Source organism: Agromyces bracchium, assembly GCF_009709675.1.
GTDB classification, from domain to species: Bacteria; Actinomycetota; Actinomycetes; order Actinomycetales; family Microbacteriaceae; genus Agromyces; species Agromyces bracchium.
This window is the reverse complement of the sequence record NZ_WMLB01000015.1, coordinates 15,777-32,571: the sequence shown is the minus strand read 5'-3', so window position 1 is coordinate 32,571 and position 16,795 is coordinate 15,777. Positions and strand designations below refer to the sequence as shown.

Here is a 16,795-nt window from a genome sequence, read left to right as displayed (position 1 = left end):
CTCGCAGCGCCGATGGTACTGCAGGGGCGACCCTGTGGGAGAGTAGGACACCGCCGGACAACCATTGAGGAATGGCTACCCACAGCGTTCAATTGCGAGCGCTGGCGGGTGGCCATTCTTCGTTAACGGGCAGCTCGCAGCGAGCCCGAGAGTACGGTTGAGTCCGCAGGACTCCCAGGCAGGACGACAGGAAGCACCCGTGAGCGACTCCACGCAGGAACCCGGCGATCGCCGGAAGGACCGAGACGACGAGCGCCGCGGAGGGCGCCCGGGGCAGGGGAACCGTTCCGGCGGTGGCCGGTCGTCCGGGTCACGGGACGACCGTGGTGCTGGCCAGAAGTACGGTTCGCGGGATGACCGCGGTGGTCAGCGTTCGTACAGTTCGCGCGATGATCGTGGTGGCGAGCGGAAGTACGGGTCGCGTGATGATCGTGGTGGTCAGCGTTCGTACGGTTCGCGGGATGACCGCGGTGGCGAGCGGAAGTACGGGTCGCGTGATGACCGTGGCGGTCAGCGCTCCTACGGTTCGCGTGATGATCGTGGTGGTCAGCGTTCGTATGGTTCTCGCGACGACCGTGGTGGTGCTCGTTCGTACGGTTCGCGCGAGGACCGCGGCGCTGAGCGCAAGTACGCGTCGCGTGACGATCGGGGCGGTCAGCGTTCGTATGGTTCTCGGGATGACCGCGGTGGTCAGCGCTCCTACGGATCGCGGGAGGACCGCGGTGGCGAGCGGAAGTTCACGCCGCGCGGCACCGGTGAGCGCAGGTACGGTTCGCGTGACGATCGCGCCGGCCGCGACGATGGCCGCTCGGACCGCACCGGCGGTTCACGCGAGCACCGCTCGCACGGCCGAGTCGCGGGCCGACCGGCCCAGCGTTCGTCGGACCGCGAGCGGGCTCCGCGACAGGCCGTGCATGGCGCCGCGGAACTCTCCGTCCGTCCGCGCCACGACGACCCGCCGATCGCCGATCGCATCACGCCGAAGGATCTCGACTCCGCCGCTCGCGCCGAGCTGAAGACGCTCTCCAAGGAGAACGCGGAGTGGGTCGCGCGTCACCTCGTCGCCGCGGCCGAAGCCCTCGAGGACGATCCCGCGCTCGCGCACCGGCACGCCCTGTCCGCTTCACGACGTGCGGGCCGTGTCGCCGTCGTGCGGGAGACGCTCGCGATCACCGCGTATGCGACGGGCGACTTCGCCCTCGCGCTCCGCGAGCTGCGCACGTACCGGCGGATCTCGGGCAACGACGACCAGATCGCGCTCATGGTCGACAGCGAGCGCGGTGTCGGACGCCCGGACCGCGCGCTCGAGCTCGGCCGATCCGTCGACCGCTCGTCGCTCCCGGCCGCGGTGCAGGCCGCTCTCGCGATCGCGATGTCCGGAGCGCGTCTCGACCTCGAACAGCCCGAGCTGGCGCTCGCAGAGCTCGAGGTGCCGCAGCTCGACCCGGACCGCGCGTTCTCGTACAGCCCCGCACTGTTCTCCGCGTACGCGGAGGTGCTCGACGAGCTCGGTCGTTCCGCGGACGCCGCGCACTGGCGTGCACTGTCCGAGCGCGCCGAAGCGGCCCTCGAAGGTGCGCGCCCCGACTTCATCGAGGTGTTCGAACTCGACGTCGACGAGGAGCCGATCGCGATCGACGACGGAGCGGCACCGGACGAGCCCGAAGCGTCGACCGGCGAGGACGTCGTCGCGCCTGGCTCTGCGCCTGAGCCCGATGCCGACGCCGAGCCCGATGCCGAGCCCGAGGGCGACCCGGCCGACGCGATCGAACCCGAGGTGGCCGCGATCCTGGCCGAGACCGCGGACCTCGGCGACGAGCAGACCGCAGATCCCCGCGCCGACCGGGCATGAGTCCGCTCTTCGCCTCGCGTCGCCCTGCCTCGACGCCGCTCGACGGCGTGGACGCGGTCTTCGCCGACCTCGACGGCGTGGTCTACGCCGGACCCCACGCGATCCCGCACGCCGTCGAGAGCCTGAACCGGGTCGCCGAGGCGCTCCCGGTCGCCTACATCACGAACAACGCCTCGCGCAGCGACGAACAGGTCGCGGCGCATCTCACCTCGCTCGGGCTGTCGCCCGCGCCTCGCGACGTCGTGACCTCGCCGCAGGCCGCGATGCGGCTGCTCGCGGCATCCGTCGCCCCCGGCGCCCTCGTGCTCGTCGTCGGCGGAGACGGCATCGTCACCGAGCTCGAGCGCGGCGGCTACCGGGTCACGCGCTCCGCGGACGACGCTCCGGACGCCGTCATGCAGGGGTTCCACCCCGACGTCGGATGGCGCCAGCTCGCCGAGGCCGCGTTCGCACTCAACGCGCACGGCGGTCCGGGCGAACCCGGCGGCATCCCCTGGATCGCGACGAACATGGACTGGACGATCCCGGTCGAGCGCGGCATCGCGCCCGGCAACGGGACGCTGGTCTCGGCGGTGCACACCGCGGCGGGGCGATTCCCGGAGGTCGCCGGCAAGCCCGAGACGCCGATCTTCGACGAAGCCCGCGAGCGCTTCGGTGCGGAGCGGCCGCTCATGGTCGGCGACCGGCTGGACACCGACATCCGTGGCGCCAACCGTGCCGGCATCGCCTCGGTCATCGTGCTCACGGGCATCGACCGGGCGAAGCAGGTGCTCGCAGCGGATGCCGCGAGCCGACCGGACTTCATCGTCTCCGACCTCCGCGCGCTCCACGAGCCGTACCCGGAGGTCGAGCGCCGCCGCGGCGGCGTCCGCGTCGGCGGTGCGGAGGTCCGCGTGGACGGCCGCCGGGTCGTGATCGAACGGGATGGCGAGGACGCGCTCGACCTGCTGCGCGCAGCGTGCACCGCGATCTGGGAGAGCGGGACGGCGATCCACGCCCTCGAGGTGCCGGAGCGGCTCTACCGCTGATCACTGCGGCCGCTCCCGCGCGAGGTCGGGGCGGTTCCGCCGCGGCGCGCGCCGGGTCGGGTCGCGATGACGGCGGCACCGGGTAGCGTTGACGTGTGAGCACTGGAGACTTCGACGCTGACGACCCGGTGGAGATGCCGGAGGATCTCGCGGCGGCCGCCGCCGATGCGCTCTCCTCCATCGAGGCCTCGCCGCTCGATGAGCGTGCCGCCGGGTTCGACGCGATGGCCGAGCGGCTCCGGCGCGAGCTCGAGCGTTCCGATCCAGCGCGTTCCGCGAGCTGATCGGTGGCCACCCAGCGACTCGACGCGGCGCTGGCGGCGCGGGGGCTCGCGCGGTCGCGCACGCACGCGGCGACGTTGATCGCCGAGGGCGCGGTGCGCGTCGACGGCGAGCCCATCACCAAGGCCGCGCATCGCGTCGCGGACGACGCGGTGATCGAGGTCGCCGCCGCAGACCATTACGTCAGCCGTGCCGCCCACAAGCTCATCGCCGCCCTCGACGCATTCGGCGTCGATCCGGCGGGCCGTGTCGTGCTCGATGCGGGCGCGTCCACGGGAGGATTCACGCAGGTACTGCTCGAGCGCGGCGCCACGACGGTGCTCGCGGTCGACGTCGGACACGGCCAGCTCGCGGCCGAACTCCACGGCCTTCCAGGACTCGTCCTGGTGGAGGGCTGCAACGTCCGGTACCTCGACGCGGCGGCGCTCGCCCGACTCACGGGGGTGGACGAGCGGCCCACGCTCGTCACGGCCGACCTGTCGTTCATCTCGCTCACGACCGTGCTGCCGGCCCTGCACGCGACGGCGGCGCCCGACGCCGAGTTCGTGCTGCTCGTGAAGCCGCAGTTCGAGGTCGGGCGCAGCGGCACCCGCGAGGGCGTCGTGCGCGATCCCGCAGCGCGGGGCGACGCCGTCATGCTCGTGCTGTGGGCGGCCCACGACCTCGGCCTGCGAACGGCGGGCGTCCTGTCCTCCCCGATCGCCGGAACCCATGGGAACCGCGAGGTCCTCGTCCTGCTCAGTCCGACGCGCGGCGCGGATCCGTCAGAATGGACCAGTCAGGTCCGAGCAGCGACGGGAGGCGTCACGGCGTGAGCGATGCACGGCATTTCCTCGTGGTCTCCCACACCGGTCGGTCGTCGGCGCTCGAAGCGACCGCCGACGTGTGCGGGCAGCTGGTCGCTGCCGGAGCGGTGCCGGTCGTGGCTGCGGAGCAGTGGCACGACGTCATGACCGCCCTGCCCGAACTCGAGGGCATGGTCAAGCGCTTCGAGGAGGTCTCGCCGAAGCACATCGAGCTCGTGATCGTCCTCGGCGGCGACGGCACGATCCTCCGCGCGGCGGAGTTGACGCGCGATCACCCGGTGCCGCTGCTCGGCGTCAACCTCGGCCACGTTGGCTTCCTCGCCGAGAGCGAGCGCGACGACCTCGGCTACACGGTCGGCCGCGCGCTCGCGCGCGACTACACGGTCGAGGAGCGCATGACGCTGTCCGTGCGGGCGAAGGTCGGGGAAGAGGTCGTCTACGAGGGCTGGGCGCTGAACGAGGCGACCGTCGAGAAGGCCGAACGCGAGCGCATGCTCGAGGTCGTCATCGAGGTCGACCGACGCCCGCTGTCGTCGTTCGGGTGCGACGGGGTCGTGATGTCGACGCCGACCGGCTCGACGGCCTACTCGTTCTCGGCGGGCGGACCGGTCGTCTGGCCGGCGGTCGAGGCGCTCCTGCTCGTTCCGCTCAGCGCCCACGCGCTGTTCGCCCGCCCGCTCGTGGTCGGCCCCGACTCGTCGCTCGCCGTGGAGGTGCTGCAGCGGACGGAGGCGACGGCCGTGATCTGGTGCGACGGCCGGCGGATGTTCGAACTCCCGCCCGGTGCGCGAGTCATCGTCCGGCGGTCGTCGGTGCCCGTGCGCCTCGCCCGGCTCCACCAGGCGCCGTTCACCGACCGGCTCGTGAACAAGTTCCAGCTGCCCGTCACGGGCTGGAAGGGGCCGGTCGCCGGTGATTGAGGAACTCGGAATCCGCGATCTCGGGGTCATCGCCGACGCCACGCTGCCCCTCGGTCCGGGCTTCACCGCCGTCACCGGCGAGACCGGCGCAGGCAAGACCATGGTCGTCACCGCGCTCGGGCTCCTGCTCGGGGCCCGCTCCGACGCCGGTACCGTCCGCTCAGGCGCGAAGCAGGCGTGGGTGGAGGGCCGGTGGCTGCTCGCCGACTCCACGGCCGTGGCCGATCGCGTCGTCGATGCGGGCGGCGAGATCGACGCAGGGGAGCTTCTGCTCGGCCGCTCGGTGTCCGCAGAGGGTCGCAGTCGGGCGATCGTCGGCGGCCGCAGCGCCCCGGTGGGCGTCCTCGCGGAGCTCGCCGATCACCTCGTCGTCGTGCACGGCCAGGCCGACCAGCAGCGGCTCCGGTCGGCGACGGCGCAGCGCGAAGCGCTCGATCGGTTCGCGGGGCCCGATCTCGCCGGCGTGCTGGACGAATACCGCGACGCCTACCGCGCCTGGCGCGCCGAGGCCGACGAGCTCCGGTCGCTCCGAGAGCACCACGACGAGCGGCTCCGCGAGGCGGAGGAGCTGCGCATCGCGCTCGACGAACTCGAGACCGCCGACCCGCAGCCCGGCGAAGACGACGCGCTGCAGGAACGCGCCGACCGGCTCACGAACCTCGAAGACCTGCGTCTCGCCGCAGCCCAGGCCAGGGAGCTCATCTCGGCCGAGGTCGCCGGCGACGACACACCCGATGCCATCACGCTCGTCGAGTCCGCGCGGCGGCATGTCGACCGCGTCGTGGCGCACGACCCGGCCCTCGCACCCATCGCGGAGGCCGTCGCGAGCGCCGGCTTCGCGCTCGCCGATGCGGCCACCGAGCTCTCCGGCTACCTCGCCGGCCTCGATGCCGACGGCGCGGCGGAGCTCGAGGCGGTGCAGGAACGTCGAGCCGTCCTGGCGAACCTGGTGCGCCGCCACGGCACGCTCGACGACGCGATCGCGTTCCGGCACGACGGCGGCCTCCGCCTCGTCGAGCTCGACGGCGACGACGACCGGATCGAGCTGCTCGAACAGGCCGTCGAGGCTCGCGCCGAGGAGGTCGACGAGCTGGCCGGCCGTATCAGCGCCCTGCGCACCGACGCAGCCACCCGCCTCGCCGCCGCGGTCACGGCCGAGCTCGCGGCCCTCGCGATGCCCGACGCCGAACTCACCGTCGAGGTCGAGCCCCTCGCGGAGCCGACCTCGCACGGCCGCGACCAGGTCTCGATCCTGCTGCGCCCGCACCCCGGCACCGAGCCGCGGCCCGTCGCGAAGGGCGCCTCGGGCGGTGAGCTCTCGCGCGTGATGCTCGCCATCGAGGTCGTCATCGCCGGCGCCGACCCCGTGCCGACGTTCGTGTTCGACGAGGTCGACGCGGGCGTCGGTGGTGCCGCCGCGATCGAGATCGGCCGCCGCCTCGCGCGACTCGCCGAGCGCTCGCAGGTGATCGTGGTCACCCACCTCGCACAGGTCGCGGCGTTCGCCTCGAATCACCTCAGCGTCGTGAAGGGCACCGACGGTCGCGTCACGGCATCCAGCGTGCGCCAGCTGGAGGGGGTCGAGCGCGAGGCGGAGATGGCGCGCCTGCTGTCGGGGCTCGCCGACTCCGAGTCCGGGCTCGCGCACGCGCGCGAGCTGCTCGAGATCGCCGACGGCGACGCCGCCTGAGGGCGACGCGGCCTGACGGCGGCGCGGCATGAGGATGATGCCGTCCGACGGCGGCGCGGCCAGACTGTGGTGGCACAGTGACGCGGCCCGACGACACGCCCCGACGACACGCCCGGCGAAGCGGGATTCCGGGGCGGGATCCACGCGGATCTCGCCCGCGATTCCGGCGGACGCGGCATCCGACTCGCGCATTCGGGAGAGGTTCGGGCCATTCCCAGCCGGGAGTCGGATAGACTACAAGCCCGTGGTGGATGATCGCGGCGCAGACATTTCGAACGGCACAACCAAGCACATCTTCGTGACCGGTGGTGTCGTTTCTTCTTTGGGCAAGGGCCTGACGGCGGCAAGCCTCGGCAACCTGCTCACGGCTCGGGGCCTGCGGGTGGTGATGCAGAAGCTCGACCCCTACCTCAACGTCGACCCGGGCACCATGAACCCGTTCCAGCACGGCGAGGTCTTCGTGACCGACGACGGCGCCGAGACCGACCTCGACATCGGGCACTACGAGCGGTTCCTCGACATCGAGCTGTCGCAGGCGGCGAACGTCACGACGGGGCAGATCTACTCGACCGTCATCGCCAAGGAGCGTCGCGGCGAGTACCTCGGCGACACGGTGCAGGTGATCCCGCACATCACCGACGAGATCAAGCGCCGGATGCGCCTGCAGGCGACCGAGACGCCGAAGCCCGACGTCATCATCACCGAGATCGGCGGCACGGTCGGCGACATCGAGTCGCAGCCCTTCATCGAGTCCGCGCGCCAGGTGCGCCACGAGCTCGGCCGTAAGAACGTGTTCTTCGTGCACGTCTCGCTCGTCCCGTTCATGGGCGCGTCGGGCGAGCAGAAGACCAAGCCCACGCAGCACTCCGTGGCCGCCCTCCGCTCGATCGGCATCCAGCCCGACGCGCTCGTGCTGCGCAGCGACCGCCCGGTCACCGAGTCGAACAAGCGCAAGATCGCCCTCATGTGCGACGTCGACGAGGCCGCCGTGGTCAACGCGGTCGACGTGCCGTCGATCTACGACATCCCCACGATGCTCCACGAACAGGGCCTCGACGCGTACCTCATCGAGGCGCTCGGCCTCGACGACAAGGCCGCCGACGTCGACTGGTCCGGGTGGGCCGACCTGCTGCGGGTCGTGCACGAGCCCGCTCACGAGGTCACGATCGGACTCGTGGGCAAGTACATCGACCTGCCCGACGCGTACCTCTCGGTCACCGAGGCGCTCCGTGCCGGAGGATTCGCCAACGACACCAAGGTCAACATCGAGTGGATCCCGTCGGACGAGTGCCGCACGCCCGAGGGCGCGAAGGAGAAGCTGTCGCACCTCGACGGCATCTGCGTGCCCGGCGGCTTCGGCGTGCGCGGCATCGAGGGCAAGCTCGGGGCGCTGCACTTCGCTCGTGAGAACGGCATCCCGACGCTCGGCCTCTGCCTCGGCCTGCAGTGCATGGTGATCGAGTACTCGCGGAACGTCGCCGGGCTCCCGGGTGCGTCCTCGAGCGAGTTCGACCCCGACACCGAGTTCCCGGTCATCGCGACCATGGAGGAGCAGGTCGAGATCATCGCCGGCGGTGACCTCGGCGGCACCATGCGCCTCGGTCTCTACCCGGCCGCGCTCGACGAGGGTTCGATCGTCGCCGAGCTCTACGGCGCGACCGAGGTGTCCGAGCGGCACCGCCACCGGTACGAGGTGAACAACGCCTACCGCGACCGCATCGCCGAGGCGGGCCTGGTCTTCTCGGGCATGTCGCCGAGCCGCCACCTCGTCGAGTTCGTCGAGCTCCCGCGCGACGTGCACCCGTTCTACGTCGCCACGCAGGCGCACCCCGAGCTCCGCAGCCGGCCGAACGACGCGCACCCGCTGTTCCGCGGCCTCGTCGGCGCGGCGCTCGAGCGCCGCAAGGCGAGCCTGCTCTTCGACGACGTCGAGAGCGCCTGACGTGACGGGTGAGGTCGGCGGGCGGGCGAACACGCCCGTCGGCCTGCCCGCCGACGAGTACGTCGACCTGCCGGTCCTCGAACGCGAGACCGTGTTCGAGGGCCGCATCTGGGACGTGCGCCGCGACACGCTCGAATACGGTCCCGACCGGAACCGCATCGTCCGCGAGTACGTGGCGCACCCCGGCGCGGTCGCGATCCTCGCGCTCGACGACGACGACCGGGTGCTGCTCATCAAGCAGCACCGGCAGCCCGTTCGCGCTCGCGACTGGGAGATCCCGGCGGGCCTGCTCGACGTCGCACACGAACCGCCCGTCGAGGCGGCCCGGCGCGAGCTCGCCGAGGAGGCCGACCTCGTGGCATCCGACTGGGCCGTGCTCGCCGACTACTTCACGACGCCGGGCGGCAGCGACGAGGCGATCCGCATCTTCCTCGCCCGCGGACTCGCGGCGGCGCCGGAGGCGCACCCCCGCGAGGACGAGGAGGCCGACATGGAACTCCGGTGGGTGGCGCTCGACGACTGCGTCGACGCCGTCCTCGCGCGGCAGGTCGGGAACCCCTCGCTCACCGTCGGCGTGCTCGCCGCCGTGGCGGCCCGCGCCCGCGCGTGGTCGACGCTCGCGCCGGCCGACGCGCCGTGGCCCGCGCACCCGAGCCAGAGGCCGGCCGCCGGGTGAGCTCGCGCGCGGTCGACGACTACCTGCGGCACCTCACCGTGGAGCGGGGCCTCGCGCGCAACAGCCTCGCCTCGTACCGGCGCGACCTCGCGATCTACGCCGACTGGCTGGACCGCGCGGGCATCGCCGGACCCGAGCAGGCCGCGGAAGCCGACCTCTCGGCGTTCGTCCGCTACCTCGGCGCCGAGCGCGAGCCCACGCTCGCCGTCTCGTCGATCGCGCGGGTGCTCTCCGCGGTGCGAGGGCTCCACCGCTTCCTCGCCGAGGAGGGGCGCACGCCGACCGACCCCGCGAAGGACCTCCGGCCGCCGAAGCTCCCGATGCGACTGCCGAAGGCGATCCCCGTCGAGGACGTCGCCGCGATCATCGACGCCGCCGGCGTCGGCGAGGAGGTCACCGCACTGCGGGACGTCGCGCTGCTCGAGTTGCTCTACGCGACCGGGGCCCGCGTCTCGGAGGCCACAGCGCTCAACGTCGACGACCTCGTCGACGAGGAGGTCGTGCGGCTCTTCGGCAAGGGCGGCACCGAGCGGATCGTGCCGGTCGGCAGCTACGCGAGGGCCGCGCTCGACGCGTACCTGGTCCGGTCCCGCCCGGTGCTCTCGGCCCGGGGGAGCGCGACGCCCGCGCTCTTCCTCGGCGTGCGCGGGAAGCGGATGTCGCGCCAGGCCGTCTGGCAGGTGCTGCAGGATGCCGCGGAGCGGGCCGGGGTCGCGGCATCCGTCTCACCGCACACGCTGCGGCACTCGTTCGCGACGCACCTGCTCGCCGGCGGCGCCGACGTGCGCGTCGTCCAGGAGCTCCTCGGGCACGCCTCGGTGTCCACCACGCAGATCTACACGCTGGTCACGGCCGATACACTCCGGGAGATGTACACGGTCGCCCACCCTCGTGCTCGTTAGAATCGACCAAGCATTCCGGAATCGACGGGGAGAGAGAGCCGCACCGTGACCTACGAACACGACCCGGCGGACGGCACCGCCACGCTGGAGTCGTCGGACCTCGGTCCCACCGGTCGCCCGCTTCGCGAGTTCCCCGAGCCCGAGCCGCTGCGTTCCCACGGCCCCGCCCGCATCATCGCGCTCTGCAACCAGAAGGGCGGCGTCGGCAAGACCACGACGACGATCAACCTGGGCGCCGCGCTCGCCGACTACGGCCGCCGGGTGCTCGCCGTCGACTTCGACCCGCAGGGCGCCCTGTCGGCGGGGCTCGGCGTGCAGACGCACGACGTGCCGACGATCTACGACCTGCTGCTCTCGCGCGGTATCGCACCCGCCGACGCCATCCAGCGAACCGGGGTCGAGGGGCTCGACGTGATCCCCGCCAACATCGACCTCTCGGCCGCCGAGGTGCACCTCGTCACCGAGGTCGCCCGCGAGCAGATCCTCGCGAGCGTGCTCCGCAAGGTGTCGGCCGACTACGACGTGATCCTCATCGACTGCCAGCCGTCGCTCGGCCTGCTGACCGTGAACGCCCTCACCGCGAGCCACGGGGTGGTCATCCCGCTCGAGTGCGAGTACTTCGCGCTCCGCGGCGTCGCGCTGCTCATCGAGACGATCGACAAGGTGCGCGACCGGCTGAACCCGGCGATCACGCTCGACGGCATCCTCGCGACGATGTACGACGCGCGCACGCTGCACTCGCGCGAGGTGCTGGAGCGGGTCGTCGACGCGTTCGACGACCGCGTGCTCGAGACCGTGATCACTCGCACGGTGAAGTTCCCGGATGCCACGGTCGCCGCGACGCCGATCACCGAGTTCGCGCCCGAGCACCCCGCCTCGCGGGCGTACCGTCAGCTCGCGAGGGAGCTGGTCGACCGTGGCGCGGTCGCCTGAGCCGAGGGCGGCGGAGACGATCGGTCCGGCGGGCGAGGCGGGCGACACGCCCGAGGCGCCCGAATCGCGTGCGGCCTCCGCTGCCGCCGGCCCGCCCGGGGCGGAACCCCCGCCCGCGGCCGAACCCCGGTTCCGCGTCGCCCTGACGAACTTCGAGGGCCCGTTCGACCTGTTGCTCTCCCTCATCGCCAAGCACGAGCTCGACATCACCGAGGTCTCGCTCTCGGCCGTGACCGACGAGTTCATCGCCTACCTCCGCGGCATCGAGACCGACGAGGACCTCGACCGGGCGAGCGAGTTCCTGGTCGTGGCGGCGACGCTGCTCGACCTGAAGGTCGCCGGACTCCTGCCGCAGGGCGAGCTCGTCGACGCCGAGGACGTCGCGCTGCTCGAGGCGCGCGACCTCCTGTTCGCCCGCCTGCTGCAGTACCGGGCGTTCAAGGAGGCGGCGCGGTGGTTCGGCGGCCGCATCGAGGTCGAGTCGTCGCGCCACGCGCGCACGGTGAAGCTCGAGGAGCGGTTCCGCCAGCGCACGCCCGAACTGCGCTGGACGCTCGGGCCCGCCGACTTCGCGGCGCTCGCCACGCTCGCGCTCACGCCGCGCGAACTGCCCACCGTGGGCCTGGACCACCTGCACGCGCCGCTGGTGTCGATCCGCGAGCAGGCCGCGCACGTCGTCGCGGTGCTGCGCCGCGGCGAGCCGGTCACGTTCCGGCGGCTCATCGCGGGCGTCGACCGACCGGGGGTCGTGGTGGCGCGCTTCCTCGCCGTGCTCGAGCTCTACCGGCACAACGCGATCGGGTTCGAGCAGCTCGAGCCGCTGGGGGAGCTCACACTGCGATGGGCCGCCAACGACCACTGGTCCGACGATCGACTGGACAGCCTGGGAGCCGACTATGACGAGTGAGACGGATGCCGCGACGCCGACGGATGCGGCGGCGGAGACGGACGCCGCGGCGGGGGCCGGTGACCGCCCCGAGGTCTCGGTCGCGACCCCGCTCGATGTGCCGGGCCAGCCCCGGCTCGACCTCGACCGCGCGATCGAGGCGCTGCTCTTCATCGCCGACGAACCGCAGGGCCTCGTGCACCTCGCGGCGGCCGTCGCGCGTCCCATCGCCGAGGTGAAGGCGTCGATCGCACGCCTCGTCGCGGACTACGACGGCGGGGCGCCGTCCGGCGAGCCGCGCACCGATGCGGCGGGCGAGCAGCCCGCGGCCCGAGGCATCCGTCGCGCCTTCGAACTGCGCGAGGTCGGTGGCGGCTGGCGCTTCTACGCGCGCACCGAGTACGACGCGCTGATCACCGACGCGGTGCTCGCGCAGACGTCGACGAAGCTCTCGCAGGCCGCGCTCGAGACGCTCGCCGTGATCGCGTACAAGCAGCCGATCTCGCGCTCGTCGATCGCGTCGATCCGGGCGGTGAACGTCGATTCGGTCGTGCGCACGTTGTACGGCCGCGGCCTCATCACCGAGGTCGACACCGACGAGGAGACCGGCGCGATCCTGTACGGCACGACCGACCTGCTGCTCACGAACCTCGGCATCGCGTCGCTCGACGACCTGCCGCCGATCTCGCCGCTGCTCGACGGCGGCCAGGAGGGATTCGAACGTGACCTCGTCTGATCGGCCCGGAGACGGTGACGCCGCGCCCGAGGGCGTCCGGCTGCAGAAGGCGCTGGCCGCGGCCGGCGTCGCGAGCCGTCGCGTCGTCGAGAACATGATCGTCGAGGGTCGCATCGAGGTGAACGGCCACGTCGTGACCGAACTCGGTCGGCGCATCGACCCGCTCGCCGATCGGGTCGCGGTCGACGGCGTCGCGGTTCAGCTCGACCAGGACAAGCGCTACTTCATGCTGAACAAGCCGCGCGGCGTCGTCTCGACGATGCGCGACGAGCAGGGCCGGCCCGACCTGCGACGCTTCACCGACCCGCTCGACGTGCGGGTCTTCAACGTGGGGCGCCTCGACGGCGACACGAGCGGCCTGCTGCTCCTCACGAACGACGGCGAGCTCGCGCACGTGCTCGCGCACCCGTCGTTCGGCGTCGAGAAGACGTACATCGCGAAGGTGACCGGGCGGATGACCCCGCAGACGCTGCAGCGGCTGAAGCGCGGTGTCGAGCTCGACGACGGCCCGATCCGCGCCGACCGCGCGAAGATCCTGCAGGCGCAGGGCGACCAGCGCCACACCATGGTCGAGGTCACGCTGCACTCCGGCCGGAACCGGATCGTCCGGCGCATGCTCGACGCCGTCGGCCACCCGGTGGTCGAGCTGGTGCGCCGCCAATTCGGGCCGCTCCACCTCGGCACGCTGAAGTCGGGCGCCGTGCGCGAGTTGACTAGAGTCGAACTCGGCCAGCTGCTCACCATCGTGCGCGCGGCGGACGCCGAGCGGAAGGGGAACGGGTAGGTGGTCGAGTCACGGCTCATCGGACCGGTGCGCGTCGTCGGTGCCGGACTCCTCGGCACGAGCGTCGCGCTCGGGCTCCGCACGCGCGGCATCGACGTGATCCTCGCCGACGCGTCACCGACCCACGTCGCGATCGCCGTCGACCTCGGCGCCGGCCGGCCCGCGCAGCCCGACGACGCGCCGCAGCTCATCGTGGTGGCGGTGCCGCCCGACGTCACGGCCTCCGTCGTCGCGGCCGAGCTCGCCGCGTTCCCCGAGGCGATCGTGACGGATGTCGCGAGCGTGAAGGCCGGCATCCTCGCCGAGCTCGAGGACGCGGGCGCCGACGTGTCGCGCTACATCGGCTCGCACCCGCTCGCGGGCCGCGAGCGCGGCGGACCGCTCGCCGCACGTGCCGACCTCTTCGCGGGCCGCCCGTGGGTGGTCGCCGCGCACGACGAGATCAGCTACCGGCGCGCGAGCGCGATCGACGACCTCATCCTCGACCTCGGCGCAACGCTCGTCGAGATGACCCCCGCCGAGCACGACGCCGGAGTCGCGCTGATCTCGCACGTGCCGCAGGTGGTCTCGAGCATCATGGCACGCCGGTTCCTCGAGGCGCCGAACGCGGCGCTCGGGCTCGCCGGGCAGGGCGTGCGCGACGTCACCCGGGTCGCCGCGAGCGATCCCGACCTCTGGGTGCAGATCCTCGGGGCGAACGCGTCGCCGGTGCGCGACATCCTCATCGCCTACCGCGAGGACCTCGACCGCTTCATCGACGCGCTGGAGGACCCGGCCGCGCCGGGCGCGCGCCGGCGCGTCGCCGAGGAGCTCACGGGCGGCAACACGGGGGTCGCACGCCTGCCCGGCAAGCACGGCACCGACAAGCGCTTCACGACGATCGTCGTGATGATCGACGACCGGCCGGGGCAGCTCGCGCGACTGCTCGCCGAAATCGGCGAGATCGGCGTGAACCTCGAAGACCTCCGCCTCGAGCACTCGCCCGGCCGCCAGGTCGGCCTCGCCGAAGTGCAGGTCGTGCCCGAGGCGGCCGACCGACTGACCACCGAGCTGGCCGCGCGCGGCTGGCGGATCGCAGGATGACCATGCATCACGACCCCGTCCACCCGTTCGTCGTCGCCGTCGACGGCCCCGCCGGAAGCGGCAAGTCGAGCGTCTCGAAGGAGGTCGCGCGCCGTCTCGGCTGGGGCTTCCTCGACACGGGCGCCGCGTACCGCGCGCTGGCGTGGCACGCCGAGGCGTCCGGCGTGGACACGGCGGACGCGGCATCCGTCGTCTCGTGCCTGGACTCGTTCGACTACCGCATCGGCACCGACCCGACCGGCTACACCGTGCACGTCGGTTCGACCGACGTCACGCAGGCGATCCGCGAGCCCGGCATCTCGGGCGTCGTGAGCCGGGTGGCGCGCGTCCCCGAGGTGCGCACCCACCTGATCGAGTTGTTCCGGGCGATCATGGCCGCGGAGCGGCGCGGCGGAATCGTCGTCGAGGGCCGCGACATCACGACCGTGGTCGCCCCCGACGCGCCCGCGCGCATCCTGCTCACCGCATCGGAGGAGGTGCGGATGGCGCGACGCTCGGCGGAGCTCGTCGGCCACTCGGCCGCCGCCACCGGGCAGCAGCTGCGCGCGCGCGACTCGGCCGACTCGAAGGTCGTCGACTTCATGAACGCCGCCGAGGGCGTCGTCACGGTCGATTCGACCGACCTCGACTTCGACGAGACCGTCGAGGCGGTGCTCGCCGTCATCCGGGACGCTCAGGTTCGAACTGGTTGAATAGACAGGTTGTGCGCTCGCGCGCGCGGCCCCGAGACCACCCAGGAGTTGCCATGACCGATCGCGACGACGAGTTCGACGCCACCGACGACGACCTCGCCGAGCGCCTCGCCGACGTCGACGACGAGCTCGCCGAGCAGCGGGCCGCCGCGCTGCGGTCGGGCCTCGAGGACTACGACCTGGAGGACGAGGACCTCGACCTGCTCGAGCTCGCCGATGAGGGCGAGGAGGGCATCCGCTACCTCCCCGCGCTGCCGGTCATCGCGATCGTCGGCCGCCCGAACGTCGGCAAGTCGGCGCTCGTCAACCGCATCCTCGGCCGCCGCGAGGCCGTCGTCGAGGACACGCCCGGCGTCACCCGCGACCGCGTCTCGTACAAGGGCGAATGGCTCGACCGCCGCTTCACGCTCGTCGACACCGGCGGGTGGGAGCCCGACGCGAAGGGCATCGACGCGTCGGTGGCCGCGCAGGCCGAGGTCGCGATCGACCTCTCCGACGTCGTGCTCTTCGTGGTGGATGCCACGGTCGGCGCGACCGCGACCGACGAGCACGTCGTGCGGCTGCTGCGCAAGACGAAGAAGCCTGTGTTCCTCGTCGCGAACAAGGTCGACGACGCCCGCCAGGAGCCCGAGGCCGCCGCACTGTGGAACCTGGGCCTCGGCGAGCCGTACCCGGTCTCCGCACTGCACGGCCGGGGCGTCGCCGACATGCTCGACGAGGTCTTCAAGGTCCTCCCGCAGGTCTCCGCGGTCGCGAAGGAGGAGTTCGGCGGCCCGCGCCGCGTCGCGATCCTCGGTCGGCCGAACGTCGGCAAGTCGAGCCTGCTGAACAAGGCCGCGCGCGAGGAACGCGTCGTCGTCAACGACCTCGCGGGCACCACCCGCGACCCCGTCGACGAGCAGATCGAGCTCGGCGGCAAGGTGTGGCGCTTCGTCGACACCGCCGGCATCCGCCGCCGCGTGCACCTGCAGCAGGGCGCCGACTTCTACGCGTCGCTGCGCACGCAGGCCGCGCTCGAGAAGGCCGAGGTCGCCGTCGTGCTGCTGGACGTCTCGCAGCCGATCTCCGAACAGGACGTGCGCATCATCGACCTCGTGCTCGAGTCGGGCCGCGCGCTCGTGCTCGCGTACAACAAGTGGGACCTCCTCGACGACGACCGCCGTCGCTACCTCGAGCGCGAGATCGAGCAGGACCTGCACCACGTCGCGTGGGCGCCGCGCGTGAACATCTCCGCGAAGACCGGCCGCCACCTCGAGAAGCTGGTGCCCGCCCTCGAGGTCGCGCTCGAGTCGTGGGACACCCGGATCCCGACGGGGAAGTTCAACGCGTTCCTCACGGAGCTCGTGCAGGCCCACCCGCACCCGCTGCGCGGAGGCAAGCAGCCGCGCATCCTGTTCGGCACGCAGGCGTCGACGCGTCCGCCGACGTTCGTGCTGTTCACGACCGGGTTCCTCGACCCCGGCTACCGCCGGTTCATCCAGCGGCGCCTGCGCGAGATCTACGGCTTCGTCGGCACCCCGATCGTGCTGAACATGCGCGTCCGCGAGCGCCGTCAGCGCCCGTAGCGCCGACGGTCGACCGAG

Annotated in this window: 16 protein-coding genes; all 16 read left to right on the top strand. The window is 72.3% G+C overall.

Features of this window, described 5'->3' with window-relative positions; genetic code table 11:
• The first annotated feature begins 910 nt into the window (after positions 1-910).
• The 16 genes from GJ743_RS04900 (at position 911) to der (ending at position 16,777) form a co-directional block, all read left to right on the top strand.
• Positions 911-1,852 (top strand): hypothetical protein, encoded by a 942-nt coding sequence (locus GJ743_RS04900; RefSeq protein WP_328288806.1) that lies wholly within the window; start codon positions 911-913, stop codon positions 1,850-1,852.
• A complete protein-coding gene (locus tag GJ743_RS04895) occupies positions 1,849-2,880 on the top strand; it encodes an HAD-IIA family hydrolase (RefSeq protein WP_155050807.1) in 1,032 nt (343 codons plus the stop codon). Before GJ743_RS04900 ends, GJ743_RS04895 begins: the two co-directional genes overlap by 4 nt.
• Before the next feature lie 95 nt (positions 2,881-2,975).
• Complete coding sequence (locus GJ743_RS04890; protein WP_155050806.1) at positions 2,976-3,164, top strand: hypothetical protein; 189 nt, start codon at positions 2,976-2,978, stop codon at positions 3,162-3,164.
• A gap of 3 nt (positions 3,165-3,167) precedes the next feature.
• Positions 3,168-3,977, top strand: coding sequence for a TlyA family RNA methyltransferase (locus GJ743_RS04885; RefSeq protein WP_328288805.1), 810 nt, complete (start codon positions 3,168-3,170; stop codon positions 3,975-3,977).
• Positions 3,932-4,888, top strand: coding sequence for an NAD kinase (locus GJ743_RS04880; RefSeq protein WP_155050805.1), 957 nt, complete (start codon positions 3,932-3,934; stop codon positions 4,886-4,888). The genes GJ743_RS04885 and GJ743_RS04880 overlap by 46 nt, the downstream gene beginning before the upstream one ends.
• Complete coding sequence (recN, locus tag GJ743_RS04875) at positions 4,881-6,578, top strand: DNA repair protein RecN (protein WP_328288803.1); 1,698 nt, start codon at positions 4,881-4,883, stop codon at positions 6,576-6,578. The genes GJ743_RS04880 and recN overlap by 8 nt, the downstream gene beginning before the upstream one ends.
• A gap of 247 nt (positions 6,579-6,825) precedes the next feature.
• The gene (locus tag GJ743_RS04870; protein WP_328288807.1) at positions 6,826-8,520 is read left to right on the top strand and encodes a CTP synthase; all 1,695 of its coding nucleotides are present in this window, start codon (positions 6,826-6,828) and stop codon (positions 8,518-8,520) included.
• 1 nt (position 8,521) lies between these two features.
• Positions 8,522-9,196, top strand: a complete 675-nt coding sequence (locus GJ743_RS19420; RefSeq protein ID WP_155050804.1) for an NUDIX domain-containing protein — start codon at positions 8,522-8,524, stop codon at positions 9,194-9,196.
• Entirely contained in the window at positions 9,193-10,098 is a 906-nt protein-coding gene (gene xerD / locus GJ743_RS04860) for a site-specific tyrosine recombinase XerD (protein ID WP_328288802.1), read from the top strand. Before GJ743_RS19420 ends, xerD begins: the two co-directional genes overlap by 4 nt.
• Positions 10,099-10,143: 45 nt before the next feature.
• Complete coding sequence (locus GJ743_RS04855) at positions 10,144-11,031, top strand: ParA family protein (protein WP_328288801.1); 888 nt, start codon at positions 10,144-10,146, stop codon at positions 11,029-11,031.
• A 142-nt stretch (positions 11,032-11,173) separates the two neighbouring features.
• Positions 11,174-11,938, top strand: coding sequence for a segregation and condensation protein A (locus GJ743_RS04850; protein ID WP_230386501.1), 765 nt, complete (start codon positions 11,174-11,176; stop codon positions 11,936-11,938).
• Entirely contained in the window at positions 11,928-12,653 is a 726-nt protein-coding gene (gene scpB, locus GJ743_RS04845; protein WP_155050802.1) for an SMC-Scp complex subunit ScpB, read from the top strand. The genes GJ743_RS04850 and scpB overlap by 11 nt, the downstream gene beginning before the upstream one ends.
• Positions 12,640-13,437, top strand: coding sequence for a pseudouridine synthase (locus GJ743_RS04840; RefSeq protein WP_328288800.1), 798 nt, complete (start codon positions 12,640-12,642; stop codon positions 13,435-13,437). The genes scpB and GJ743_RS04840 overlap by 14 nt, the downstream gene beginning before the upstream one ends.
• The gene (locus GJ743_RS04835; protein ID WP_328288799.1) at positions 13,438-14,520 is read left to right on the top strand and encodes a prephenate dehydrogenase; all 1,083 of its coding nucleotides are present in this window, start codon (positions 13,438-13,440) and stop codon (positions 14,518-14,520) included. It abuts the gene before it with no gap.
• Positions 14,517-15,212 carry a (d)CMP kinase gene (cmk, locus tag GJ743_RS04830; RefSeq protein ID WP_376862099.1) on the top strand — a complete coding sequence of 232 codons (696 nt, stop codon included), beginning with the start codon at positions 14,517-14,519 and terminating at the stop codon, positions 15,210-15,212. Before GJ743_RS04835 ends, cmk begins: the two co-directional genes overlap by 4 nt.
• A 53-nt stretch (positions 15,213-15,265) precedes the next feature.
• Entirely contained in the window at positions 15,266-16,777 is a 1,512-nt protein-coding gene (gene der, locus GJ743_RS04825; RefSeq protein WP_155050801.1) for a ribosome biogenesis GTPase Der, read from the top strand.
• Positions 16,778-16,795: the final 18 nt, after the last annotated feature.

Excerpts from the sequence above, each read along its gene's own strand:
- scpB (WP_155050802.1), top strand. The coding sequence starts at position 11,928 with ATGACGAGTGAGACGGATGCCGCGACGCCGACGGATGCGGCGGCGGAG.
- GJ743_RS04880 (WP_155050805.1), top strand. The coding sequence starts at position 3,932 with ATGGACCAGTCAGGTCCGAGCAGCGACGGGAGGCGTCACGGCGTGAGC.
- GJ743_RS04895 (WP_155050807.1), top strand. The coding sequence starts at position 1,849 with ATGAGTCCGCTCTTCGCCTCGCGTCGCCCTGCCTCGACGCCGCTCGAC.
- der (WP_155050801.1), top strand. The coding sequence starts at position 15,266 with ATGACCGATCGCGACGACGAGTTCGACGCCACCGACGACGACCTCGCC.
- cmk (WP_376862099.1), top strand. The coding sequence starts at position 14,517 with ATGACCATGCATCACGACCCCGTCCACCCGTTCGTCGTCGCCGTCGAC.